This window comes from Roseomonas sp. CECT 9278 (genome assembly GCF_918698155.1).
Lineage (GTDB): Bacteria > Pseudomonadota > Alphaproteobacteria > Acetobacterales > Acetobacteraceae > Neoroseomonas.
Window position 1 is genome coordinate 1 of record NZ_CAKKLX010000028.1, and the last position, 22,013, is coordinate 22,013.

General features: G+C 72.0%; 21 protein-coding genes and 1 tRNA gene. 6 read left to right on the forward strand and 16 right to left on the reverse strand.

Going from position 1 to position 22,013, the window contains the following annotated elements; genetic code table 11:
• A partial coding sequence (locus LQ222_RS17245; RefSeq protein WP_230168077.1) for a hypothetical protein occupies window positions 1-195 on the reverse strand: 195 nt, incomplete at its 3' end.
• Between the two features lie 18 nt (window positions 196-213).
• The gene (bamA, locus tag LQ222_RS17250; RefSeq protein WP_230168078.1) at window positions 214-2,526 is read right to left on the reverse strand and encodes an outer membrane protein assembly factor BamA; all 2,313 of its coding nucleotides are present in this window, start codon (window positions 2,524-2,526) and stop codon (window positions 214-216) included.
• Between the two features lie 349 nt (window positions 2,527-2,875).
• On the opposite strand from bamA, the gene LQ222_RS17255 reads away from it, so the two are divergent.
• Window positions 2,876-3,130: a hypothetical protein gene (locus LQ222_RS17255; RefSeq protein WP_230168079.1), complete on the forward strand. Its 255-nt coding sequence runs from the start codon at window positions 2,876-2,878 to the stop codon at window positions 3,128-3,130.
• Window positions 3,131-3,272: 142 nt separating this feature from the next.
• On the opposite strand, the gene rseP is transcribed toward LQ222_RS17255, so the two are convergent.
• The 9 genes from rseP to LQ222_RS17300 form a co-directional block, all read right to left on the reverse strand.
• Window positions 3,273-4,373, reverse strand: a complete 1,101-nt coding sequence (rseP, locus tag LQ222_RS17260) for an RIP metalloprotease RseP (protein ID WP_230168080.1) — start codon at window positions 4,371-4,373, stop codon at window positions 3,273-3,275.
• Window positions 4,374-4,401: 28 nt separating this feature from the next.
• Window positions 4,402-5,583, reverse strand: coding sequence for a 1-deoxy-D-xylulose-5-phosphate reductoisomerase (gene dxr, locus LQ222_RS17265; RefSeq protein ID WP_230168081.1), 1,182 nt, complete (start codon window positions 5,581-5,583; stop codon window positions 4,402-4,404).
• On the reverse strand, window positions 5,580-6,377 hold the full coding sequence (locus LQ222_RS17270; RefSeq protein WP_230168082.1) for a phosphatidate cytidylyltransferase: 798 nt from the start codon (window positions 6,375-6,377) through the stop codon (window positions 5,580-5,582). Before LQ222_RS17270 ends, dxr begins: the two co-directional genes overlap by 4 nt.
• Window positions 6,378-6,436: 59 nt before the next feature.
• Window positions 6,437-7,108, reverse strand: coding sequence for a polyprenyl diphosphate synthase (uppS, locus tag LQ222_RS17275; protein WP_230168118.1), 672 nt, complete (start codon window positions 7,106-7,108; stop codon window positions 6,437-6,439).
• A gap of 152 nt (window positions 7,109-7,260) precedes the next feature.
• Complete coding sequence (frr, locus tag LQ222_RS17280; RefSeq protein WP_230168083.1) at window positions 7,261-7,827, reverse strand: ribosome recycling factor; 567 nt, start codon at window positions 7,825-7,827, stop codon at window positions 7,261-7,263.
• A gap of 114 nt (window positions 7,828-7,941) precedes the next feature.
• Complete coding sequence (pyrH, locus tag LQ222_RS17285) at window positions 7,942-8,667, reverse strand: UMP kinase (RefSeq protein WP_230168084.1); 726 nt, start codon at window positions 8,665-8,667, stop codon at window positions 7,942-7,944.
• Window positions 8,668-8,894: 227 nt separating this feature from the next.
• Window positions 8,895-9,839 (reverse strand): translation elongation factor Ts, encoded by a 945-nt coding sequence (gene tsf, locus LQ222_RS17290; RefSeq protein WP_230168085.1) that lies wholly within the window; start codon window positions 9,837-9,839, stop codon window positions 8,895-8,897.
• Window positions 9,840-9,907: 68 nt separating this feature from the next.
• Window positions 9,908-10,711: a 30S ribosomal protein S2 gene (gene rpsB / locus LQ222_RS17295; RefSeq protein WP_230168086.1), complete on the reverse strand. Its 804-nt coding sequence runs from the start codon at window positions 10,709-10,711 to the stop codon at window positions 9,908-9,910.
• A 181-nt stretch (window positions 10,712-10,892) separates the two neighbouring features.
• Window positions 10,893-11,867: a tripartite tricarboxylate transporter substrate binding protein gene (locus tag LQ222_RS17300; protein WP_230168087.1), complete on the reverse strand. Its 975-nt coding sequence runs from the start codon at window positions 11,865-11,867 to the stop codon at window positions 10,893-10,895.
• Window positions 11,868-12,015: 148 nt separating this feature from the next.
• Here LQ222_RS17300 and LQ222_RS17305 point away from each other — a divergent pair, with 148 nt between their 5' ends.
• Window positions 12,016-13,617 (forward strand): alkaline phosphatase, encoded by a 1,602-nt coding sequence (locus LQ222_RS17305; protein ID WP_230168088.1) that lies wholly within the window; start codon window positions 12,016-12,018, stop codon window positions 13,615-13,617.
• A 194-nt stretch (window positions 13,618-13,811) separates the two neighbouring features.
• On the opposite strand, the gene LQ222_RS17310 is transcribed toward LQ222_RS17305, so the two are convergent.
• Together LQ222_RS17310 and LQ222_RS17315 are read right to left on the reverse strand one after the other, a co-directional pair.
• The gene (locus LQ222_RS17310) at window positions 13,812-14,621 is read right to left on the reverse strand and encodes an aspartate dehydrogenase (protein ID WP_230168089.1); all 810 of its coding nucleotides are present in this window, start codon (window positions 14,619-14,621) and stop codon (window positions 13,812-13,814) included.
• A 51-nt stretch (window positions 14,622-14,672) separates the two neighbouring features.
• Complete coding sequence (locus LQ222_RS17315) at window positions 14,673-15,002, reverse strand: hypothetical protein (RefSeq protein ID WP_230168090.1); 330 nt, start codon at window positions 15,000-15,002, stop codon at window positions 14,673-14,675.
• 218 nt (window positions 15,003-15,220) lie between these two features.
• Between LQ222_RS17315 and LQ222_RS17320 the strand changes: the two genes are divergently transcribed.
• Window positions 15,221-16,993 carry a DEAD/DEAH box helicase gene (locus tag LQ222_RS17320; protein WP_230168091.1) on the forward strand — a complete coding sequence of 591 codons (1,773 nt, stop codon included), beginning with the start codon at window positions 15,221-15,223 and terminating at the stop codon, window positions 16,991-16,993.
• 254 nt (window positions 16,994-17,247) lie between these two features.
• Here the strand turns inward: LQ222_RS17320 and LQ222_RS17325 are convergent, their stop codons facing one another.
• Window positions 17,248-18,033 (reverse strand): SDR family NAD(P)-dependent oxidoreductase, encoded by a 786-nt coding sequence (locus tag LQ222_RS17325; RefSeq protein ID WP_230168092.1) that lies wholly within the window; start codon window positions 18,031-18,033, stop codon window positions 17,248-17,250.
• A gap of 71 nt (window positions 18,034-18,104) precedes the next feature.
• A tRNA-His gene (locus LQ222_RS17330) sits at window positions 18,105-18,180 on the reverse strand.
• Window positions 18,181-18,318: 138 nt separating this feature from the next.
• On the opposite strand from LQ222_RS17330, the gene LQ222_RS17335 reads away from it, so the two are divergent.
• From LQ222_RS17335 to LQ222_RS17345, 3 genes are all read left to right on the forward strand, one after another.
• Entirely contained in the window at window positions 18,319-19,551 is a 1,233-nt protein-coding gene (locus tag LQ222_RS17335) for an MFS transporter (protein WP_230168093.1), read from the forward strand.
• A 141-nt stretch (window positions 19,552-19,692) separates the two neighbouring features.
• Complete coding sequence (locus tag LQ222_RS17340; protein WP_230168094.1) at window positions 19,693-20,148, forward strand: hypothetical protein; 456 nt, start codon at window positions 19,693-19,695, stop codon at window positions 20,146-20,148.
• Entirely contained in the window at window positions 20,145-20,795 is a 651-nt protein-coding gene (locus LQ222_RS17345) for an aspartate/glutamate racemase family protein (protein WP_230168095.1), read from the forward strand. Before LQ222_RS17340 ends, LQ222_RS17345 begins: the two co-directional genes overlap by 4 nt.
• On the opposite strand, the gene LQ222_RS17350 is transcribed toward LQ222_RS17345, so the two are convergent.
• Window positions 20,796-21,983, reverse strand: coding sequence for a M48 family metallopeptidase (locus tag LQ222_RS17350; RefSeq protein WP_230168096.1), 1,188 nt, complete (start codon window positions 21,981-21,983; stop codon window positions 20,796-20,798).
• Window positions 21,984-22,013 lie beyond the last annotated feature (30 nt).

The window sequence follows — 22,013 nt, forward strand, 5'->3', positions numbered from 1 at the left end:
GGGCGGCGTGGGCGCCGGGCGCTGGGCCGGGGCCTGCGCGGGGCGCTGCGGCGGCTGCGCGGGCCGCTGCCCCGGCGGAGGAGCGGGCGCCTGCCCCTGGGGCTGGCCGGGCACGAACCACTGCTGCTGGCCCTGCGCCGCGACAGGCAGGGCAAAGGCAGCGCCGATCAGGGCGACGGAAACGTATCGGAACATGTCAGGCAGGATCCTGCTTCAGAAACGGGTGCCGAAGCCCAGGCGGAAGACCTGCGTCTCGTCGTAGGACTTCTTCACCAGGGCCTGGGCCAGGTCGATGTTGATCAGGCCGATCGGGCTGCGCCACGAGATGCCCACGCCCGCACCCACGCGCGGGCTGGCATCGTCGCGCACGCAATTGGGGAAGGTGGTCGGGCAGCCGGTGTCGTTGACGCTGCCGGGCAGCCCGAAATTGCCGCCCGCATCGACGAAGGCGCGGCCAATGAAGCCGAGTTCGGCAGGCAGCGGCAGCGGGAAGCGGAATTCGGCCGAGCTGGTCCAGATCGTCTGGCCGCCCAGCGCGTCGTTGGTCGAGATGTCGCGCGGGCCGGCGCCACCCAGCGCGAAGCCGCGCAGGTTCTCGCCACCCAGGAAGAAGCGGTCGACGATGCGCGTGTCGTTGTCGCCATAGGGGGCGAGGTGCCCCGCGCCGGCGGCCAGCACCAGCACGTAGTCGTTGTCGCCCAGCAGGCGTTCGAAGGGGATGTAGTACTGCGCGTCGCCGCGGAACCGCACGAAGGAGATGTCGCCGCCCAGCCCCGCCCAGTCGATCCCGCCGCGCACCACGTAGCCGCTGCGCGGTTCGACACGGCTGTCGCGGCGGTCGTAGGTGACCGTGGTCGAGACCTGGCTCAGCAGCGTGCGGCCGGCCTGTTCCTGGATGAAGCGCGATGAATTCGGATCGACATCGGTGAGTTCGCGATCGACCAGCGAGTACGACCAGGATTGCCGCAGGCGTTCGTTGATCTCGTAGCCCATGCGCAGCGCGAAGCCGGCGCGGCGTTCATCGTAGCCCGACGTCTCCTGCAGGTTGCGCTGCACCAGGAAGACGTCGGCGCCGGCCGCCAGGTTGCGGTCGAGGAATTGCGGGTCGGTCACCGAGATGTCGACCTGCGAGCGCCGCTGCGCCAGCGTGACGTTCAACCGCGCATCCACGCCGGTGCCAAGCAGGTTGCGTTCGCGCAGGCCGATATCCGCCAGCAGGCCGGCATCGGTCGAATAGCCGCCGCCGATGGTGAATTCGCCGGTCGCGCGCTCGGTCACCTGGGTGTTCAGGATCACCCGGTCAGGCGAGGAGCCCGGTGCGGAGTTGATCTGCACATCCGAGAAGAAGCCCAGTGAGCGGATGCGTTCACGCGACCGGCGCACCTGCTGGACCATCAGCGGGTCGCCCTCCGCCAGGCGGAATTCGCGACGGATCACGCGGTCCTGGGTGCGGGTATTGCCGGTGATCTCGATGCGCTCGACGAAGGCGCGCGGGCCCTCGGTGATTTCGAAGGTCAGGTCGACGCGCCGTGCCTCGCGGTTGCGGACCACGCGGGGTTCGACATTGGCGAAGGGGAAGCCGCGGCTGCCCAGGCGTTCGGTCAGCTGGGTGTCGGCGCGCTCGACCGCGTCGCCATCGTACCAGTCGCCGACCGACAGCGGGATGTCGCGCGTCAGCCCGGCCGGGTCGAGCCCGCGGATCGAGCTGGTCACCTCGATATTGCCGATCCGGTAGCGCGGCCCCTCGCTGATCGTATAGGTCAGGAAGAAGCCGCTGCGGTCGGGCGCCAGTTCGGCCGTGGCGCCGGTGATCTCGACATCGGCATAGCCCTGGCGCAGGTAGAAGCGGCGCAGCAATTCGCGGTCGAAGGCGAGGCGGTCCGGGTCGTAGTTGTCCGAGGTCGACAGCAGCCGGTACCAGGCCTGTTCGCGCGTCGCGATGATTTCCTTCAGGCGGCTGTCGGAATAGCTCTCGTTGCCGACGAAGCCGATGCGCGAGACCAGGGCGACATTGCCCTCGGTGATCTCGAACACCACGTCGACGCGGTTCTGGTCGAGCTCGATGATCTTGGGTTCGACGGTGGCGCCGAAGCGGCCGCGCCGGGCATAGATCTCCAGGATCCGCTGGCGGTCGGCCTGCGCCGCGGCGGGGGTGAAGACACCACGCGGGCGCAGCTGCACCTCGCCGCGCAGCACCTCGCTGGTGACGCGGCGATTGCCCTCGAAGCCGACGCGGTTGACCAGCGGGTTCTCGACCACGCGCACGATCACGCGGTTGCCTTCGGGGCGGATCTCGACGTCGCGGAACAGGCCGGTGGCGAACAGCGCGCGCAGGCTGCGGTCGAGCGTGTCGGGATCGGCGGTGCCGCCCGGCTGCACCAGCATGTAGGACCGGATGGTGTCGGCCTCGATGCGCTGGTTGCCCTGCACCTCGATGGTCGCGACGCGCCCGGGGGCCTGCGCCGAGGACGGGAGCGCCAGCACGAGGGCGGCGAGGACGAGGAGGAGGGTGCGCAGCCTGGTCAACGAATCGGCACCTGATCTTGGGGCGTGAAACGGCGCCGGACACTAGCCGAGGCCCCCCCCCAGGGAAACCCCGCGAATTGCAGGCCCGGCCGGGTGGCGCCGGCGGCCGTCGCCGCGCGTGGGCCGGCGGTGGCACCGCGCGTCCTGCACGCCCATGCCATCGCCCGGCGGCGCGACCATTTCGGCGGTCGCGCCGGCACATCACGCCAAGTTGCGACGCTGCCCCATGGGCCTGCAGGGCCGCAGGCGCGGCCGTCCAGGCCGGGACCGGACGCGCGAGCCTTGCATCCCAGGGTTGTATCCGCGCCCGAACCTCGCAGAATGCTGCGTCACATCATGGATCGCGGCGATGGAACCGTTGATCGAGATCCTGCGGCTCGGCCCGAAGTCGAACCTGTTCCAGGTGTCCGATGGCGAACGCTACGGCCTGGTCGAATTCGCCGACGACGACCCGGGCGACCGGGAGCGCCGGCTCAAGCACCCGCACGTGTTGAACTACCTGGCCAGCTGGCTCGGCGAGCAGGGTGTCTATGCCGGCAGCCAGAACCCGAAGCGGCTGGAATGGGTGCGCGTGGAAATGGCCGTGGTTGCCGCCCGCAGCTGACGACCATGGCCCTTGCCGGCCTGATTCACCCATCCGTCCGTGCGCCGACGCGCGCCCAGGCACCGCTCACGAGGCAAGGCGGCACGCCCGGGCGCATGGCAACGCGCCGCGCCGCGGGGCCGCCGCGGCGATGCGGCAGGCCCTACCCGATCAGCCCGCTGATCCAGCGCACCACGCCCAACTGCGTCAGGTCGTTCCATGTCGCGAAGATCATGAGCGTGATCAGCAGCGCGAAACCGCCGCGGAAGGCGTATTCCTGCGTGCGCGCCGCCAGCGGCCGGCCGCGGATGGCCTCGGCCGCATAGAACACCAGGTGCCCGCCATCCAGGATCGGGATCGGGAACAGGTTGATCAGCGCCAGGTTCACCGAGAGGATCGCGATGAAGGAGAGCATCGTCAGGAAACCGACGCCCGCGACCTCGCCCGAGAGCTGGGCGATGCGCAGCGGCCCGCCGATCTCCTCCGACCCGCGCTGGCCGGTGATCATCTGCCACACGCCCGACAGCGTCTGGCCCGAGACCACGACCATGTGCCAGCTGCCCTCGACCACCGCGCTGAAGGGGTCGAGCTTCTCGCGCTCGATCGCACCGCCGGACACGCCCAGCATGCCGCGCCCGTCATCGGGGCGCGCCACTGGCGTGGCGGTGACGGTCATCTCGGTCTCGCCACGGCGCAGCAGGATCTGCACGGGCTGGCCGGCACGCGGCTGGATGTGGCGCTGCAACTGGTCGAAGCGCGCGACGCGCTCGCCATCCAGGGCCAGGATGCGGTCGCCCGGCACCAGCCCGGCGCGTTCGGCGGCCGAACCCGCCACCACGGTCTGCACCGCGGTCGAGCCGACCGGCTTGCCGTGCACCGCGAAGATCAGCGCGAAGAGCACCGCCGCGAGCAGGAAATTGAAGGCCGGCCCGGCGGCCACGACGATGGCGCGGTCGCCCACGCTCTTCTCATGGAAGCTTTCGCCGGCGCGGAAGGTGCCGGGATCGGGCATGGCATCAGAGGGATGCTCCATGCCGTGCATCTTCACGTAGCCGCCGAGCGGGATCCAGCCGATCCGCCATTCGCAGCCGCGCTTGTCGTTCCAGGATGCGATGGCGCGCCCGAAGCCGATCGAGAAGCGCTCCACATGCACGCCGCGCCAGCGCGCCGCCAGGTAGTGGCCGAGCTCGTGCACGAAGATCAGCACGCCCAGCACCACCACGAAGGCGAGGATGGTGCGGAAGGGGTCGGGCAGGAAATCCATCGGGTCCAGTTCCTAGGGGCGCGGGCCGTCAGGCCGCCGCCCGTTCCGCGGCGATCCTCGCCGCCTCGTGTCGTGCCACGCCGTCCAGCGCCAGGATGGCGTCAAGATCGCCCGCCGGCGGTGCACCAAGCCTGAACAGGCATTCCTCCACCACCGCCGCGATATCGAGGAAGCCGAGGCGGCGGTCGAGGAACAGCCCGACCGCCACCTCGTTCGCGGCGTTCAATATGGTGGTTGCCCCACCCCCCGCCCGCAAGGCCTCCCGCGCCAGGCGAAGCGCGGGAAAGCGCACCGGGTCCGGGGCGAAGAAATCCAGCCGCCCGAGCCCCACCAGGTCGAGCTTCGGCACCGCGGCCGCCATGCGGGCCGGCCAGGCCAGGGCATGGGCGATCGGCGTGCGCATGTCGGGCGAACCCAGCTGCGCCATCACCGACCCATCCGCGTAGTGCACCAGGCCATGCACGGTGGATTGCGGGTGGACCAGGACGTCCACGCGGTCCTCGGGCAGCGGGAACAGGCGGACGGCCTCGATCAGTTCCAGCCCCTTGTTCATCATGGTGGCGGAATCGACGCTGATCTTGGCCCCCATGGACCAGACGGGGTGCTTCACCGCGGCCTCGGGCGTGACCGTGGCCATCTGATCCAGCGGCATGGTGCGGAAGGGCCCGCCCGAGGCGGTCAGCACGATCTTCTCGACCGTATGATAGGGGTCGGCACCCTGCCCGCGGGCTTCCAGCGCCTGGAAGATGGCGTTGTGCTCGGAATCGACGGGCAACAGGGTAGCGCCGCCGGCACGCGCGGCGGCCAGCACGATCTCCCCGGCGCAGACCAGGCTTTCCTTGTTGGCGATGGCGATGACGCCGCCGCGCGCCAATGCCGCCAGTGTCGCCGGCAGCCCGGCGGAGCCCACGATCGCGGCCATGGTCCAGTCGGCCGGGCGGGCGGCCGCGGCGACCACCGCATCGGGGCCCGCCGCGACCTCGATGCCCGTCCCGGCCAGCGCGTCGCGCAGGGCGGCGAAGCAGGTCGGGTCGGCCACCACGGCGCAGCGCGCCGAGAGCGCCCGCGCCTGCGCCGCGAGGCCCGCCACGTCGCGATGGGCGACCAGTGCCTCGACCCGGAAGGCGCCGGCGGGCGCGGCGTCGAGCAACGCCACGGTGCTGCGCCCGACCGAACCCGTGCTGCCGAGGATGGTGATGCTGCGGGTCATCGCCAGAGCGGCTGGCCCTGCCCCAGCGTCCAGGCCAGCAGCGCCGCCGCCGGCGCCGCGGCGATCACCCCGTCCAGCCGGTCGAGCAGCCCGCCATGGCCGGGAATGAGGGACGAGGTGTCCTTCACGTCGAAGCGACGCTTGATCCAGCTTTCCAGAAGGTCGCCCGCCTGCGCCATGACCGCCAGCATGGCCGCGACCGCCGCCGCGCGGGAAGCCCCCCCCGGCGCCAGCGCCGCCGCCACCGCCACGCCCACGATCATGGCCGCGACCAGCCCACCCATCGCCCCCGACCAGGTCTTGTTGGGCGAGATGGAAGGCGCCAGCTTCGGTCCGCCGAAGGCCCGTCCCGCCAAGTAGGCGCCGATGTCCGAGAAGGCGACCACGAAGAACAGGAACAGCACATTGGCGCGCCCGGCCTGGTTGTCGTGGCGCAATTCGATCAGCGCGATGCCGGCGATGCCGATATACAGCACGCCGGCCGCCAGCCAGCCGGCCGAATAGGCAAGCCGCGCGCGCCCGCGCATCGCCACGGCGGCCCACCAGGTCAGCGCCCAGCCCACCAGCAGCGCCACCAGCGCGGCGTTCAGGTGCTCCGCCACCGCCAGGATGCCGGCCGAAAGCACCGCCACCGGCACCGCCATGCCCGGCAGCACGCGGGTGCGCAGCCCGCACAGATGCACCCATTCCCAGGTCAGCACCGCGATGCCGATCGCGATCAGCAGCGTCCAGGTCTCGGCACCCAGCCAGATGCAGGCGAAGGCGGTCGGCGCCAGCACCAGCGCCGACAGCACGCGCTTGCGAAGATCCCGCCAGCGCTTGGCCTCATCCCCGCCGGCGGCGGCCGCGCCGGTCAGGACCGGGCTCCGTAGCGCCGCTCGCGCCGGTGGAAATCGGCCACGGCCTCCGACAGATGCGGGGCGCCGTAGTCGGGCCACAGCACGTCCTGGAAGACGAATTCGGCATAGGCCGCCTGCCAGAGCAGGAAGTTCGACAGCCGCTGCTCGCCCGAGGTGCGGATGATGAGATCGGGATCGGGCATCCCCGCGGTCTGCAGCATGGCGCCGAAGCGTGCCTCGTCCAGCGCCTCGGGCGCCAGGCGGCCTTCGGCGACGTCGCGCGCGGCCTGGCGCACGGCGGCCAGGATCTCGTCCCGCGCGCCGTAGGACAGGGCGATGTTCAGGTTCAGCCGGGTGCCGCCGGCGGTGGCCTCCTGCGCGGCGCGGATGGCGCGCACCATCTCGGGGCCGAAGCGGGTGTAGTCGCCGATGATGCGCAGCCGCACGCCTTCCTTGACCAGGGTGGCGACCTCGGCGCGCAGGTACAGGCGCAGCAGGCCCTTCAGCGCCGAGACTTCCTCGAGCGGGCGGCGCCAGTTCTCCGAGGAGAAGGCGAACAGGGTCAGCCAGGAGACGCCCAGCTCCGCCGCGGCCTCGACCGTGCGGCGCGCCGCCTCGGCGCCGGCCTTGTGGCCGAGCGCCACCGGCAGCCCGCGCGCCTGCGCCCAGCGGCGATTGCCATCCATGATGATGGCGACATGGCAGGGGGCATCGGCCGGCGCTGCGGGCAGGCGCGCGGGGTCGCTGAGGGCGCTCACGCCCCCTGCCCTCCGACCGCCAGGGCCGCTGTCCCGACCAACCGTTCCTCCGCTGCCGTCCTGCCCGCGACCGTTGCCGGTCAGACCGTGCGGATATCCTTTTCCTTGTCGATCAGCGCCGCATCGACCTGCTTCACATACTGGTCGGTGAGCTTCTGGATCTCGACCTCGGCCTGCTTGACCTCGTCCTCGCTGGCCTCGTGCTTCTTGATCCAGCCCTTGGCCTGCTCCATGCCATCGCGGCGCACGCCGCGGATCGACACGCGCGTCTGCTCGGCGTAGCGGGCCGCGGCCTTGGCCAGTTCGTTGCGGCGCTCGGTGGTCAGCGGCGGCAGCGGCACGCGGATGACCTGGCCCTCGGCCTGCGGGTTGAGGCCGAGATTGGCCTCGCGGATGGCGGATTCGACCGCCTTGGTGACGGCCTTGTCCCATACCTGCACCGACAGCAGCCCCGGCCCGGCGACCGAGATATTGGCCACCTGGTTGAGCGGCGTGACGGAGCCATAGGCCTCGACGCGGATCGGTTCGAGCAGCGCGGGGCTGGCGCGCCCGGTCCGCAGGCCCTGGAATTCCTTCTTCAGCGTCTCCATCGCGCCGTCCATGCGGCGCGTCAGGTCCTGCTTCAGGGCCTGGAAGTCGGCGGCCATGTCGCGGTCTCCCTCAGTTTGCGTGACGAAATCGACGGGGCGACAGCGCGCCCGCGGCAAGGCCTGGTCTGATGCGGTGCAGGCCGGTGCTGGCGGGCATCGTGTCGCGAAGCCTCAGTGCTGGTGTTCGTGGACGGTGGTGAAGCGGCCCTCGCCCTTCATCACCGCGGTGAAGGCGCCGGGCTCGTGGATGTTGAAGACGATGATCGGCAGGTGGTTCTCGCGCGCCAGCGAAATCGCCGCGGCGTCCATCACGGCCAGGTCGCGCGCCAGCATGTCCAGGTAGGTCAGCGAGACATAGCGTTCGGCCTGCGGGTTCTTGCGCGGGTCGGCGGAATAGACGCCGTCCACCTGCGTGCCCTTGAGCAGCGCGTCGCAGCCCATCTCGGCGGCGCGCAGCGCCGCCGCGGTATCGGTGGTGAAGAAGGGGTTGCCCGTGCCGGCGGCGAAGATCACCACGCGGCCCTTTTCCATGTGGCGCGTGGCGCGCCGGCGGATGAAGGGTTCGCAGACCGACGACATCGGGATGGCCGATTGCACGCGGGTCGGCACGCCGACCTTCTCGAGCGCCGACTGCATGGCGAGCGCATTCATCACGGTGGCCAGCATGCCGATCGAATCGGCCTGCGCGCGATCCATGCCTGACGCCGCGCCGGCGACGCCGCGGAAGATGTTGCCGCCGCCGATCACCAGGCAGACCTCGACACCCAACGAGACCACGCCGCGGACATCCTCCGCGATGCGGCGGCAGACGGCGGTGTCCAGCCCGTAGTCGCGGCTGCCCATCAAGGCCTCGCCCGAGACCTTCAGCAGCACGCGCTTGTAGTTGGGCAAGGCCATGGAGGGGCAGTTCCGACGGGCAAGGGTGGCGGACCATATGCAGGGCTTGTGGCGCCCGCAAGGCAGCCTGGCGCGGACCGCCGGCGGCCGGGGGCTTTGCCATGGCCGCCCGGCCGGGGCAAGGCGGCGGACGGCCGGCGGCAGCGCCGATGGCCGACGCGGCAGCCATGAAAAACCGCCCGGATGGCGGCCATCCGGGCGGCGTGCAGCAGCGGTGGCGGGGCCGGTCAGGCCGGCGCGGTGCCGGCCGCGGCGGCGACCTCGGCGGCGAAGTCGGAGGCCGCCTTCTCGATGCCCTCGCCGAGCTGGTAGCGGGCGAAGCCGGTCAGGTTGCCGCCGGCCTTCTTGACCACTTCCTTCACGCGGCTCTCGCCGTCATGGACCCAGACCTGCTCGAGCAGGACCACTTCCTCGTAGTATTTGCGGATGCGGCCCTCGACCATCTTCTCGATGATCGCCTCGGGCTTGCCGGAGGCGCGCGCCTGTTCGGACAGCACGTCGCGCTCGCGCGCCAGCGCCGAGGGATCGACCGCGGAGGCGTCCAGCGCCTCGGGCCGGGCGGCGGCGACATGCATGCCGATCTGGCGGCCGAGCGTCTCCAGCGCGTCGATCTCCGACGCCCCTTCCAGCGCCACCAGCACGCCGATCTTGCCCATGCCGGGCTTCACGGCGGAGTGCACATAGGTCGCGACCGCGCCGGACGACACATGCAGGCGCTTGGCACGGCGGATCGACATGTTCTCGCCGATCGTGGCGATCAGGTGCGTCAGCTGCTCATTCACGGTGCGGAAGGACTGCCCGCCCTCGACAAGGTCGACCGAGCCCGGGTAGCGCGCGGCCTTGATCGCCTCGATGTCATCGCCGACCGTCAGCACCAGCTCCGCCACCGCGGCGCAGAAGCCCTGGAAGTGTTCGTTGCGGGCGACGAAGTCGGTCTCGGCGTTGATCTCGACCATGGCGGCCGTGCGCGGGGCGGACGCCACCGCCACCAGCCCTTCGGCGGCGACGCGGCCGGACTTCTTGGCCGCGGCCGACAGGCCCTTCTTGCGCAGCCAGTCGATCGCGGCCTCCATGTCGCCGGCCGCCTCCACCAGCGCCTTCTTGCAGTCCATCATGCCCGCGCCGGTCTTCTCGCGCAGGTCGCGGACCATCGCCGCAGTGATCTCGGCCATCGGAATGCTCCGTGGTTGCTACGTGGAAAGTCGGGAACCGGGGCCGTTCGCGGCCCCGGCAGGGATCATCAGGCCTGGGGCTGCGCCTCGACCGGCGCGTCCGGCAGGGCTTCGGGCAGCGCGTCCGGCAGGGCTTCCGGAGCCAGGTCCTCGGCGGCGCCGACATCGACGCCCGAGGCCTGCATCTCGGCCGAGATGCCATCCAGCACGGCCGAGGCGATCATGTCGCAATACAGCGTGATGGCGCGGATCGCGTCGTCATTGCCCGGGATGGGATAGGTCACGCCGGCCGGATCGGCATTGGAATCGACCACCGCGATCACCGGGATGCCGAGCTTGTTGGCCTCCTCGATCGCCAGCTTCTCCTTGACGGTGTCGATCACGAAGATGATGTCGGGCAGCCCGCCCATCTCCTTGATGCCACCCAGCGCGCGATCAAGCTTGTCCTTGTCGCGCGTGAGCATCAGGACTTCCTTCTTCGTCAGGCCGCTCGTGTCGGTGCCCAGACGCTCGTCCATCTGCTTCAGGCGCTTGATCGAGCCCGTGATGGTCTTCCAGTTGGTCAGCATGCCGCCGAGCCAGCGATGGTTGACGTAATACTGGCCGCAACGCGTGGCGGATTCCGCGACATAGTCGGCGGCGGCCTTCTTGGTGCCCACGAACAGCACGCGGCCGCCGGCGGCGACGGTGTCACGCACGGCCTTCAGCGCGCGCTCCATCATCGGCACGGTCTGCTGCAGGTCCAGGATGTGCACCTGGTTGCGGATGCCGAAGATGTAGGGCGCCATCCGCGGGTTCCAGCGGCGCGTATGGTGGCCGAAATGCACGCCGGCTTCGAGCAGCGCACGCAGGGTGACTTCACGCATCGCCATGGGGCGAGCCTCCTTCCTTGGGTGGTCCGGTTGGGCCTCCGCGGCGCATGCCCCGTTGCCGGGGACCGGACCCTGCCTGGTGTGGGAAGGGTGCGCCGCGTGTGGATTTGCCGGGCGGGGCAGCCCCGTCCGGCGGGCGCGATATGGCGGAAAGCCGGCGCGGGGGCAAGCCCCCGGGGTGTTATTCGGGGCGGATGCCGGCGCGTTCGGCGGTGGTGCGGATCGCCGCCCGCTCGCGCTCCAGCCAGGCGGCGAAGCCCTCGGGCGTCTGCTCGCCCTCGGCCACGATCTCCGCACCCAGTTCGGCCTGCCGCGCGCGATAGGCCGGGTCGGCCAGCCCGCGCCGCGCCGCTGCCGACAGCGTGGCCACTGCCGCCGTCGGCGTGCCGGCCGCCGCCACCAACCCGGCCCACGACCCGCCGGTCAGGTTCAGCCCGCTTTCGATCAGCGTCGGCACCTGCGGCGCGATCGGCATCCGCCCGGCCGACGACACCGCCAGGATCCGCAGCTGCCCGCCGCGGAACATCGGCAGCACGGTGCTGATCTCGGCCATGACCACCGGAATGTTGCCCGCCACCACATCCGGCACCGAGACCGAGGAGCCGCGATAGGGCACATGCGTCAGCCGGATGCCGGCGGCGGCCATCATCTGCTCGATCAGGAAATGCGTGGCGCTGCCCTGGCCGGAGGAGCCGATGGAAATGCCCTCGGGCCGGGCGCGCGCGGCGGCCAGCACGTCGGCCAGGCTGCGCCAGGGGCTGTCGGCGCGCACCGTCAGCGTGACCGGGCTGCGGCTGATCATCGCGACGGCGGCGAAATCCCTCGCCGGGTCGTAGGCGAGCCGCGCCTGCAGCACCGGCGCATTGGTCAGCGGCCCGTTCGACCCCAGCAGCAGCGTGTGGCCATCGGGCGCCGACTTCGCGACCGCATCGGCGCCGACCGCCCCGCCGGCGCCGGCCCGGTTCTCGACCACCACCGGCTGGCCCAGCGCGGCGGCCATGCGTTCGCCGATCATGCGCGCCTGCAGGTCGGACGACGTGCCCGCCGCGAAAGGCACGATGATGCGCACCGGGCGGTCGGGGAAGGCGGCGCGGGCGGCGCGCGGTCCCAGCAGCAGGACAGGCGCGGCGAGCGCGGCGCGGCGGGTGGCCTTCATGCGGGGGTTCCCTCGTTCCCTGGACGGTGCAGTCTGGCCGGGTTTCGGGCGGCACCGGAAGCCCCTGGCGCGCGCCCGCCCCGTCACGCAGCATTCACCCCGCGCGCGAAGGGCCTGGCGCAGGCTGGCGCGCCGCAGGAGCCCGCCCATGGACAGCACCGCCCGCCACATCCTGGACCTGTCGCGCCGCGGCCTGCTGCGCGGCGCGACCGGGCTGGCCGCGCTGGCGGCGCTGGCCCCCGCCGCGCGCCCGGCCCTCGCGCAGCCGGTCTTCCGGTCGTTTCCCTTCACCCTGGGCGTCGCGAGCGGCGAGCCGGCGCCGGATGGCGTCGTGATCTGGACGCGCCTCGCGCCCGAACCCTTGCAGCCCGATGGCGGCATGGTGCGCGCCGCCATCCCGGTCGCGTGGGAGGTCGCGGAGGACCAGCGCTTCGCCCGCATCGCCGCCGCCGGCACCGCGATTGCGCGGCCCGAACTGGCGCATGCGGTGCATGTCGAGGTCGCCGGCCTGGCCCCCGGGCGGCCCTATTTCTACCGCTTCCGCGCCGGCACCGAGGCCAGCGCCACCGGCCGCACGCGCACCGCCGCGGCGCCCGGCGCCGCGATGGACCGCCTGCGCTTCGCCTTCGCCGGCTGCCAGCACTACGAGCACGGCCACTTCACCGCCTGGAAGCACATCGCGGCCGAGGCGGAGCTCGACTTCGTCTTCCACTATGGCGACTACATCTATGAATACCGCGGCCGAGTGCCGGGGCAGCCGGGCTGGGGGCCGCTGGTGCGCCCGCATCTCGGCGAGGAGATCATCGCCCTCGCGGACTACCGGCTGCGCTACGCGCAGTATCGCCTGGACGCCGACCTGCGCGCCGCCCATGCGGCGCATCCCTTCCTGGTCAGCTACGACGACCACGAGGTCGACAACAACTGGGCCGGCCCGCACAGCGAGGAGGATGGCCGCGGTCGCTTCCCCATCGCCGTGCCGCCCGAGGTCTTTGCGCTGCGCAAGGCCGCCGCCTTCCAGGCCTGGTACGAGAACATGCCGGTGCGCCGCACCGCCCTGCCGCGCGGACCCGACATCACCGCCTATCGCCGGATGGATTTCGGCACCATGGCGCGGGTGCATGTGCTGGACACGCGGCAGTTCCGCGACGACCAGCCCTGCCATGACGGCGTCAAGCCGGCCTGCGCGGAGGTGGGCCGCCCCGAGGCGCAGATGCTGGGCGCCGCGCAGGAAGCCTGGCTGCTGGATGGCATGACCGACAGCCCGGCGCGCTGGAACATCCTGGCGCAGCAGGTGCCGATGATGCGCCGCGTACTGTCCGGCGGGATCTCGATGGACAAGTGGGATGCCTACCCGGCGGCGCGGCAGCGGCTGCTGGAGGGCATGGCGGCGCGGCGCACGGCCAACCCGGTGGTGCTGTCGGGCGATGTGCACGTGGCGCTGGCGGCCACCATACGCGCCCGGCCCGAGGACGCGGCAAGCGCCCCTGTCGCGACGGAATTCACCGCGACCTCCGTCACCAGCGCGGGCGACGGCGCGGCGATGACGCCGGGCGGCGAGGAGACGCTGCGCCGCAACCCGGACATCGCGCTGTTCGACGGGCGGCGCGGCTATGGCGTGGCGGAGGCGACGGCGGCGCGCATGACGACGGAATTCGTCGCCCTGCCCTTCGTCACGCGGGAGGGCGCGCCGCGGGAGGTGGCGGCGCGCCTGGTGGTGGAGGCCGGGCGCGCCGGCGTGGAGCGCGGGTAGCGCAACCCCCGACCGGGGGCCTCGTTCGATCGGGTGACGATGGTCGTGACGCCAGGGGCCCAGCGGCGCCGGGGTGAGCCGATGCGAGCGGAACCGCCCTTTCCGCTCGCCCTGGCTCGCTTCGATGCGTGCAGGCGGTTGTTGTCACGAACATCTTGACCCGACCGGATGATCCCAACTGATCGGGATGTGCTCTACGACCCGACCTTCAGCGTGCTGGTCAGCCCGCGCAGGCAGGCCAGGATCGACAAGGGCGTGATCTTGCCGGTGCGGGGGTTCTCCTCGCTCGGGACGTTCTCGATGGTCATGGTCAGGCGCGCGGAGGCGGCCTCGACGCGGATGGTGTGCTGGTTGCGCGTCTGGGCGGGGTCGGCCCAGATCTCGACCATGGTGCGCTCGGGGCCGATGCCGGCCAGCGCCAGTGCCGCCGCGACGTTGACGTTGGCGGGGAAGCCTTGCGCCGCGTCGAAGGCATTGCCCTGGAAGATGCGCGTGGGCGTGGTGATGGCGAGCACGTCGATCGCGTTCTGCTTGAGGTAGGGCGCACCCTCCAGCCCGCGTGGCGGCTTGCGGGTCTCGATCGTGACGCTGTCCACATCGCCTTCCGCCGCGGCGCGCACGGCATCGAGGCCGAGCAGCGCGCCGGTTGGCACGATGATGCGCGCGCCGGTGGCCTTCGCGCGATCGACCAGGTGCATGCGCGGCAGCAGCGCGCCGACCGAGGACGGGATGAAGATGCGCCCGGCGGCGATGGCGGCGGTGGCGATCTCCTCGAAGGCCACGGCCGGGGCGGCTTCCACCACCACGTCGCAGGCGGCGAGCTCGGCATTCGGGACCACCATCGGGGGCACGCGGAACGCCCCGACATTGGCCTGCGCCTTCTTGAGGTCCCGCGCGGACACCGCCGCCAGGCGCAGCCCCTGCACGCCGGCATCCAGCGCCCGCGCCAGGTGCAGGCCGATCGCGCCAAGCCCCGCGATGCCGACTGTCAGATCCTGCGCCATGTGTCCCTCCGCCAAGATGCCGGGCGGCGGTAGCACGCCGGGCGCGCGGCGTCAGCGGGCGGCGGCGTCCGCCCCGGCATCGACGATGCGCCGGCTGATGAAGGCCGATACGCTGACGCCAAGCCACAGCGCGCCGGCAACAAGCTTCACCGTGCCGCGCGCCGGCTCGTCGTCGAAGGCGAAGGCCAGGCCGAGATTGCCCAGCCCCAGCACGATCCCCATCCAGAAGAACAGCGCCAGCTGCTTGCGGTAGGCGGCGCGGAATTCCGCCGGTGTGCCCTTGTGGCGCTTGCGGACCCAGCCGCCGGCGACCTTGCGCGCCTCGATGGGCGTCCAGACCACCAGGACGGCGGCACAGACCATGGCGACGAGTTCCAGCACGGCGCACCTCCCGCTCGGCGCGGCACCGCGCCCCTGTCCTGCCGAGCCTAGGGGCGCAGGGCCGGCTCCGCACCGCCAAATCGCGCGCGGCGGACCGGGCGCGGCGCCCCCTGCACCCCGCGCGGCCTTCGCCGCGACCCAGCCCCGCGCGCCCCGCGCTTGACGCGGAGCCGCTGCGGGCACATCCCACGCCCCGCCCTCCGGACCCTCGTGCCCCCATGACCTTCGCCACCCTGCCCGCCCCGCTGCTGGCCGCGCTTTCAGGCCGCGGCTATGCCGAGCCCACCCCCGTCCAGGCCGCCGTCCTGCAGCCCGAGGCCGCGGGGCGCGACCTGCTGGTCTCCGCCCAGACCGGGTCGGGCAAGACCGTCGCCTACGGGTTGGCGCTGGCACCGGAACTGATCGGCGAGGCCCCGCGCCTGCCCCCGGCCGGCCCGCCGCTGGCGCTGGTCGTGGCGCCGACGCGTGAGCTGGCGCTGCAGGTGAAGGCCGAGCTGACCTGGCTCTTCGCCCCGGCTGGCGGGCGGATCGTCTCCTGCGTGGGCGGCATGGACCCGGTGGCGGAACGCCGGCTGCTGAACCAGGGCGCGCATATCGTGGTCGGCACGCCGGGGCGGCTGCGCGACCACCTGGAACGCGGCAACCTCGCGCCGTCCGCGCTGCGCGCCGTGGTGCTGGACGAAGCGGACGAGATGCTCGACCTCGGCTTCAAGGAGGAGCTGGAGGCGATCCTGGAGGAGACGCCGGCCGAACGGCGCACGCTGATGTTCTCGGCGACGGTGCCGCGCGGGATCGCGGCGCTGGCCAAGGGCTATCAGCGCGATGCGCTGCGCATCGAGGTGGCCTCCGAAGGCGGCCAGCATGGCGACATCGACTACCGCGCCGCCGTGGTCGCGCCGCATGAGATCGAACGCGCGGTGGTGAACATCCTGCGCCTGGAGGACCCGCGCATCGCGATGGTGTTCTGCGCCACGCGCGCCACGGTCACGCGCCTGCAGGGCAACCTGTCCGAACGCGGCTTCTCGACCGTGGCGCTGTCGGGGGAACTCTCGCAGGCGGAACGCAATCGCGCGCTGCAAAGCCTGCGCGATGGGCGTGCGCGGGTGTGTGTCGCGACCGATGTCGCGGCGCGCGGCATCGACCTGCCGGACCTCGGCGTGGTGATCCATGCCGAATTGCCGCGCGACCCCGAGACGCTGCTGCACCGGTCCGGCCGCACCGGGCGCGCTGGGCGCAAGGGGATTTCCGTGCTGCTGGTGCCGCATACGCGGCGCGGGCTGGCGCAGCGGCTGCTGGGCGCGGCGCGGGTGACCGCGACCTGGGCGCCGGCGCCCTCGGCCGAGGCGATCCGCGCGCGCGATGCCGAACGGCTGTCGGCCCAGGCGATCGCCCTGGCCGCCGAGGAACCGGCGGAGGAGGATGTGGCGGTCGCCCGCCTGCTGCTGGCCGACCCCGCGCTGGCCGAGGGCGGCGCGCAGGCGCTGGCCGCAGCGCTGGTGCGCGTGCTGCGCGCGCCGCTGCCGGCGCCGGAGGAACTCACCGAGTTCTCCGACCGCCCCGCGCCGCGCGACCGCCGCGACGCGATGCCCCGCGCCGCGCAGGACGGCGCGCGCGACGGCCCGCCCGGCCGCGAGCCCGGCGGCCAGGAAGGCATCTGGTTCCGCATGGATGTCGGGCGCAATGGCAATGCCGACCCGCGCTGGCTGCTGCCCTTCCTGTGCCGGCGCGGCCACGTCACGCGCCAGGAGATCGGTCGCATCCGCATCCTGGGCCGCGAGACGCAGTTCGAGGTCGCGCCCTATGCCGCAGCGCGCTTCGCCGCCGCGGCACGCCGCGCGGAAGGCGACGACGCGCATATCAAGGTCGAGCCGCTGCAGCCGCTGAAGGGACCGCCGCGCCTGTCGCGCCGGCCGGAGGCTGCGCGGGCGGCCGCCGACCACGGGGCCGGGCCGCCCGCCCCGATGCCCGCGCGCGGCAAGCGCCGGCCGTAGCCGCGCCGCCTGGAGCAGATCGCGTTCAGACGGAACCGTCTGAACGCGTGAAGATGGTCTGAAAACAACAGGCTAGAGCCTGCGACGTGAGCGCGGGCGAATGCAGCATGCTCTGGTGCCTGCCCGCGCGAGAGGGTCCGTCGGCGCGCGATCCGCGGCGGGCACCGAGCCCGATCGGACGGTTCATCCGATCGGCTGAAGGCCCCCGCGACGACAACGCCCTGCCGGGGTAGCAGGGCGAGGACCAAGCACCCCTACACCACCGGCGACGAGCCACCATCCACGTTGATGGCGGTGCCGGTGACGTAGCCGCCCATGTCGGAGGCGAGCAGCAGCGCCATCGCGGCGAATTCCTCGGCCTTGCCGATGCGCCCCAGCGGGACCGGCTTGCCTTGTTCGGCCTTCCAGTCCTCCCAGGTGATGTTGCGCTTTTCCTGCGCGTGGCGGCGGACCCATTGGTCGCTCTCGATGATGCCGACCAGCATGGCGTTCACCAGCACGTTGTGAGGGGCGAATTCATTCGCCAGCGCCTTGGTCAGCGCCATGCCGGCGGCGCGTGACACGCTGGTCGGCGTGCTGGTCGCCTTGGGCGCCTTCGCGCCGATGTTCAGCACGTTGATGATGCGGCCCCATTTGCGGTCGCGCATGCCCGGCAGCACCTGGCGGCACAGCCGCACCGCGGCGAACAGCTTGAGGTCGAGGTCGTCCTGCCAGAGCGCGTCCGAGACTTCCAGGAACGGACCGCGCTGGGACGTGCCGGCATTGTTCACCAGGATATCGACCTGGCCGAGGGCGCGCACGGCGCCGGTATAGGCCTGCTCGCAGCCTTCCACCGTGCGGATGTCGCAGGCGATGGCGACCACCTTGGCGGTGGGCGCGGCTTCGCGCACCTCGGCCTCGCCGCGCGCCAGCGCCTCGGCGCCACGGGCGACCAGCGCGACATTGCCGCCGGCCTGGGCGAAGGCCTTGGCCATCGCGAGGCCAAGGCCCTTCGACCCGCCGGTGATCAGCGCGCTGCGGCCATTGAGCGAAAGTTGCATGGCGAGTTCCCCTGAGGATGTTGCCGCCATCCTGCCGGGAAAGCCGGCGCGCGCAAGCGAGGGGAAAAGGGTGGGGCGACCAACGGGACTCGAACCCGTGACATCCAAGACCACAACCTGGCGCTCTACCAACTGAGCTATGGCCGCCACCGAGGGGGCGGGGAATAGGGCCGCAGGGCCTGCCCCGTCAACCACGTGCGTCGATGCATGGCTGCCCTGCGCCGCCGCCCCCGTTGCCGCGCCGTGGCGCCACGCATCATCATGGCCGCGACCGGGAGCCTGCCCATGAGCCTTTCCTCCGCCGCCAGACGCGCCGCCGTGCCGGCCGGGCTGCTGATCGCCTGCGCGGTGGCCGGCGCCATGCTGGCCATGGGGCTGCGGCAATCCTTCGGCCTGTTCCTGGCGCCGATGACGCAGGCGCATGCCTGGTCGGCCTCGGGCTTCGCCTTCGCCATCGCGCTGCAGGTGCTGCTGAACGGCGTGACGCAGCCGATCACCGGGCAGCTCGCGGACCGCTATGGCGGGCGCAACGTGATCATCGGCGGCGCGCTGCTCTATGCGACCGGCATCCTCGGCATGGCGTTCTCGACCTCACTGCCGGTCTTCACCTTCTTCGCCGGCGCGGTGATGGGCATGGCGGTCTCGGCAGCGGGCATGCCCACCATCATCGCCAGCATGACCCGCATGCTGCCCGAGACCATGCGCGGGCGCGCCGTGGGGCTGGGCACGGCGGGGTCGTCGGCCGGGCAGTTCCTGGTGGTGCCGCTGGCGGGGCTCGGGATTTCGGGCTTCGGCTGGCAATGGGCGCTGGTGGCCATGGCGGTGGCGGCGCTGCTGATGATCCCGCTGGCGCTGCCGCTGTCGGACAAGCCGGCGCCGGTGGCCGCCAATGCGCCCGCGGCCGATACCGAGACGGCGCGCGCCGCGCTGTCGCGCGCGCTGCGCGACCGGTCCTTCTGGTGCCTGTTCTTCGGCTTCTTCGTGTGCGGGCTGCATGTGTCGTTCCTGACCGTGCACCTGCCGGGCTTCGTGCATTCCTGCGGGCTGCCGCTGTATGTGGGCGCGGGCGCCATCTCGCTGATCGGACTGTTCAACATCGGCGGGTCGCTGCTGTCGGGGGAACTGACGCAACGTTGGAAGCGGCGGGAATTGCTGGTCTGCATCTATGCCGGGCGGGCCGTGCTGATGACCGGCTTCCTGCTGATGGAAAAGACCACGACATCCGTGATGATCTTCGCCGCGCTGATGGGCGTGCTGTGGCTGTCCACCGTGCCGCCGACCGTCGCGCTGTGCGCGCGCAACTGGGGCACGCGCTGGCTCGCGACCATCTTCGGGCTGGTCTTCCTGGGCCACCAGATCGGCGGTTTCACCGGCGCCTTCCTGGGCGGGGTGGTGTTCGACCGCACCGGCACCTACGACCTGATGTGGGTGCTGGGCATCCTGGCCGCGGTCTTCGCCGCGCTGATCCACATGCCGGTGCGCGACGAACCCCCGCGCGCGGTGCCCGCGCCGGCCTGAGGCGATCGACGGCACGCCGCCGCGAGCCCTTCGCGGCAGGGTGGCAGGCCACGGCTTGGGCCGCCGGCGCGGCGGCCGACCCGCTTGCCCCGGCGCCGCATGGGCGCCATACCGGGCGCCCCGCGTCCCGGAGAGCATTCCATGAAGCGCCGTTTCGCCTGCAAGCTCATCCTCGCCGCGCCGATGCTGGCCGCGCCGGCCCTGGCACAGGGGCCGGTCGCGCCGCATGAATGGCTGTTCGGGTCCTGGACGGGCGGGATGTTCCCCGCCGCGGACACCATCGGCCCGCGCTGCACCGCGCAGCCGACCGTGATCTTCACCCGCGACGTGGTGCTGCGGTCGGGCCTGCTCGACCCCGCCTACCGTCAGCGGATCATCGAGACGGTGGTGACGCGCGCCGATGGCGCGACCTTCCGCTTCAGCCCGATCGTGCCGCCGGGCGCCGCCGCGGGCCGCCTGCCGCCCGATATCGCCTTTGGCTGCCCGGGCGGGCCGGACACGCTGGAAGTGCGCCGCGTCGGGCCGGACGAGATCGTCTTCCCCGATTGCCGCGACATGCCATCCCCGCTGCGCCGCTGCGGCAGCCCCGAGCGATGAGCGCGGCCCGCCCGAAGCGCATCGCGCTGATCCATGCGCTGCGCCATTCGCCCCCGCCGATCGAGGCCGCCTTCGCGCGGCTGTGGCCCGGCCAGGTGCTGATGAACCTGCTGGATGACAGCCTGTCGGCCGACCTGGCGCGCGAGGGCGCGCTCACGCCCCGCATGACCGAACGCTTCCTGACGCTGGCGCGCTATGCCGCGGGCACCGGGGCGGATGCGATCCTATTCACCTGCTCGGCCTTCGGCCCCTGCATCGAGGCCTGCGCGCGCGACCTGGCGCCCCTGCCCGTGCTCAAGCCGAACGAGGCGATGATCGAGGAAGCGATCACCAGGGGGAAGCGGATCGGCCTGCTGGTGACCTTCCAGGGCACCATCCCGTCGATGACGCCGGAATTCCCGGCGGGGATCACGGTGGTGTCGAAGGTGGCCGAGGGCGGGCTCGCGGCACTCGATGCCGGCGATGTCGCGACGCATGACCGCCTGGCCGAGGAGGCGGCGCGGGAGCTCGCGGATTGCGATGCCATCGCGCTCGGGCAGTTCTCTCTGGCGCGCGCCAAGCCGCTGGTGGAACGCGCCACCGGCAAGCCGGTGCTGACCACGCCGGACAGCGCGGTGCTGAAGCTCAGGCGGCTGCTCGGCGGCTGATCAGCCGCGCTTGCCCCACGGGGATGCCGGCGGGGGCGCGGCCTGGCCGGGCGGCGCGCCTCCCTGCGCCGGTCCCTGCCACCACGGCGCGGGCACCGGCAAGGGCATGCCGGGCAGCGCGCCCGGCGGGATCTGCACCGTGGCGTCGTCCGATGCCGCCTGCTGCGCCCAGGCCGGCGTGTCCTCGATCGCCGCGCGTTCGATGCGACCGGGGTCGCGCCCGCCGGCGAATTTCACCAGCGCCTCGACCCGAGATGCGATCGGCGGATGCGTCGCCATCAGCGAGGACAGCGCGTTGTCCGAGGCATCCTCGAGGAACAGCGCGCGGACCTGGGGCGAGACCTCCGGCATCTCGGCATTGCCCTCGACCTTGCGCAGCGCCGAGATCATCGCGTCGGGGTCGGAGGTCAGTTCCACCGCGCCCGCATCGGCCAGGAATTCCCGGTTGCGCGACAGCGCCATGCGCAGCGCGGTGGCCAGCAGCCAGGCCAGGGAGATCATCAGCACGCCGATCAGCGCCGCCCAGCCGGTGTTGCGCGAATTGCCGCTGACCCGCCAGCCGCCGCCCTCGTCGCGCGTCGCGCCGCCGGCCCGCGCCAGGCGCCGCCCGCGCGTCATGGAATCGAAGCCGAGCGAGATCACCCCCACGAAGACCGCCGCGATCAGCCCCAGCCGCGCATCGCCATTGCGGATATGCGCGAGCTCATGCGCCAGCACCGCCGCCAGTTCGCGGTCGTCCAGCGCGTTCATCAGGCCCCGCGTGACGGTCACCGCGCCCTTGTCGCGGGTGAGGCCGGCGGCATAGGCATTCATCGCCGGCGTCTCGATCACCGCGAGCCGCGGCATCCGCATCCCGCGCGAGATGCACAGGTTCTCGAGCAGGTTCCACAGCCGCGGTTCCTCGGCGCGCGTCACCGGATGCGCGCCGGTCGCCCAATCGAGGATCCTGTTGTGCGCGACCCAGGCGATGGCGAACCAGACCGCCGCCGCTCCGCAGGCCACGAGGTACAGCCAGGGCAGGTTGCGCAGCGTCTCGCGGAAGGCACGGTCGATGTTCTGCTGGTCGGCGGCGAAGATGAGGCCGACACCGAAGGCCATGATGGCCAACAGCAGCGGGAAGCCCGCCAGCAGCAGCAGCGACCGCCAGGCGGTGTTCCACGCATGCGTGCGCAGGCCGAATGCCTGCATGGCCGGGCGCCTAGGGCATCGCCCGCCCGA

What these genes read in the sequence shown, in the direction of transcription:
- LQ222_RS17255 (WP_230168079.1), top strand. Translation starts at nt 2,876, where the DNA reads ATGGAACCGTTGATCGAGATCCTGCGGCTCGGCCCGAAGTCGAACCTG.
- rseP (WP_230168080.1), bottom strand. Translation starts at nt 4,373, where the DNA reads ATGGATTTCCTGCCCGACCCCTTCCGCACCATCCTCGCCTTCGTGGTG.
- dxr (WP_230168081.1), bottom strand. Translation starts at nt 5,583, where the DNA reads ATGACCCGCAGCATCACCATCCTCGGCAGCACGGGTTCGGTCGGGCGC.
- uppS (WP_230168118.1), bottom strand. Translation starts at nt 7,108, where the DNA reads ATGGATGGCAATCGCCGCTGGGCGCAGGCGCGCGGGCTGCCGGTGGCG.
- frr (WP_230168083.1), bottom strand. Translation starts at nt 7,827, where the DNA reads ATGGCCGCCGACTTCCAGGCCCTGAAGCAGGACCTGACGCGCCGCATG.
- pyrH (WP_230168084.1), bottom strand. Translation starts at nt 8,667, where the DNA reads ATGGCCTTGCCCAACTACAAGCGCGTGCTGCTGAAGGTCTCGGGCGAG.
- tsf (WP_230168085.1), bottom strand. Translation starts at nt 9,839, where the DNA reads ATGGCCGAGATCACTGCGGCGATGGTCCGCGACCTGCGCGAGAAGACC.
- rpsB (WP_230168086.1), bottom strand. Translation starts at nt 10,711, where the DNA reads ATGGCGATGCGTGAAGTCACCCTGCGTGCGCTGCTCGAAGCCGGCGTG.
- LQ222_RS17300 (WP_230168087.1), bottom strand. Translation starts at nt 11,867, where the DNA reads ATGAAGGCCACCCGCCGCGCCGCGCTCGCCGCGCCTGTCCTGCTGCTG.
- LQ222_RS17305 (WP_230168088.1), top strand. Translation starts at nt 12,016, where the DNA reads ATGGACAGCACCGCCCGCCACATCCTGGACCTGTCGCGCCGCGGCCTG.
- LQ222_RS17310 (WP_230168089.1), bottom strand. Translation starts at nt 14,621, where the DNA reads ATGGCGCAGGATCTGACAGTCGGCATCGCGGGGCTTGGCGCGATCGGC.
- LQ222_RS17320 (WP_230168091.1), top strand. Translation starts at nt 15,221, where the DNA reads ATGACCTTCGCCACCCTGCCCGCCCCGCTGCTGGCCGCGCTTTCAGGC.
- LQ222_RS17325 (WP_230168092.1), bottom strand. Translation starts at nt 18,033, where the DNA reads ATGCAACTTTCGCTCAATGGCCGCAGCGCGCTGATCACCGGCGGGTCG.
- LQ222_RS17335 (WP_230168093.1), top strand. Translation starts at nt 18,319, where the DNA reads ATGAGCCTTTCCTCCGCCGCCAGACGCGCCGCCGTGCCGGCCGGGCTG.
- LQ222_RS17340 (WP_230168094.1), top strand. Translation starts at nt 19,693, where the DNA reads ATGAAGCGCCGTTTCGCCTGCAAGCTCATCCTCGCCGCGCCGATGCTG.
- LQ222_RS17345 (WP_230168095.1), top strand. Translation starts at nt 20,145, where the DNA reads ATGAGCGCGGCCCGCCCGAAGCGCATCGCGCTGATCCATGCGCTGCGC.
- LQ222_RS17350 (WP_230168096.1), bottom strand. Translation starts at nt 21,983, where the DNA reads ATGCAGGCATTCGGCCTGCGCACGCATGCGTGGAACACCGCCTGGCGG.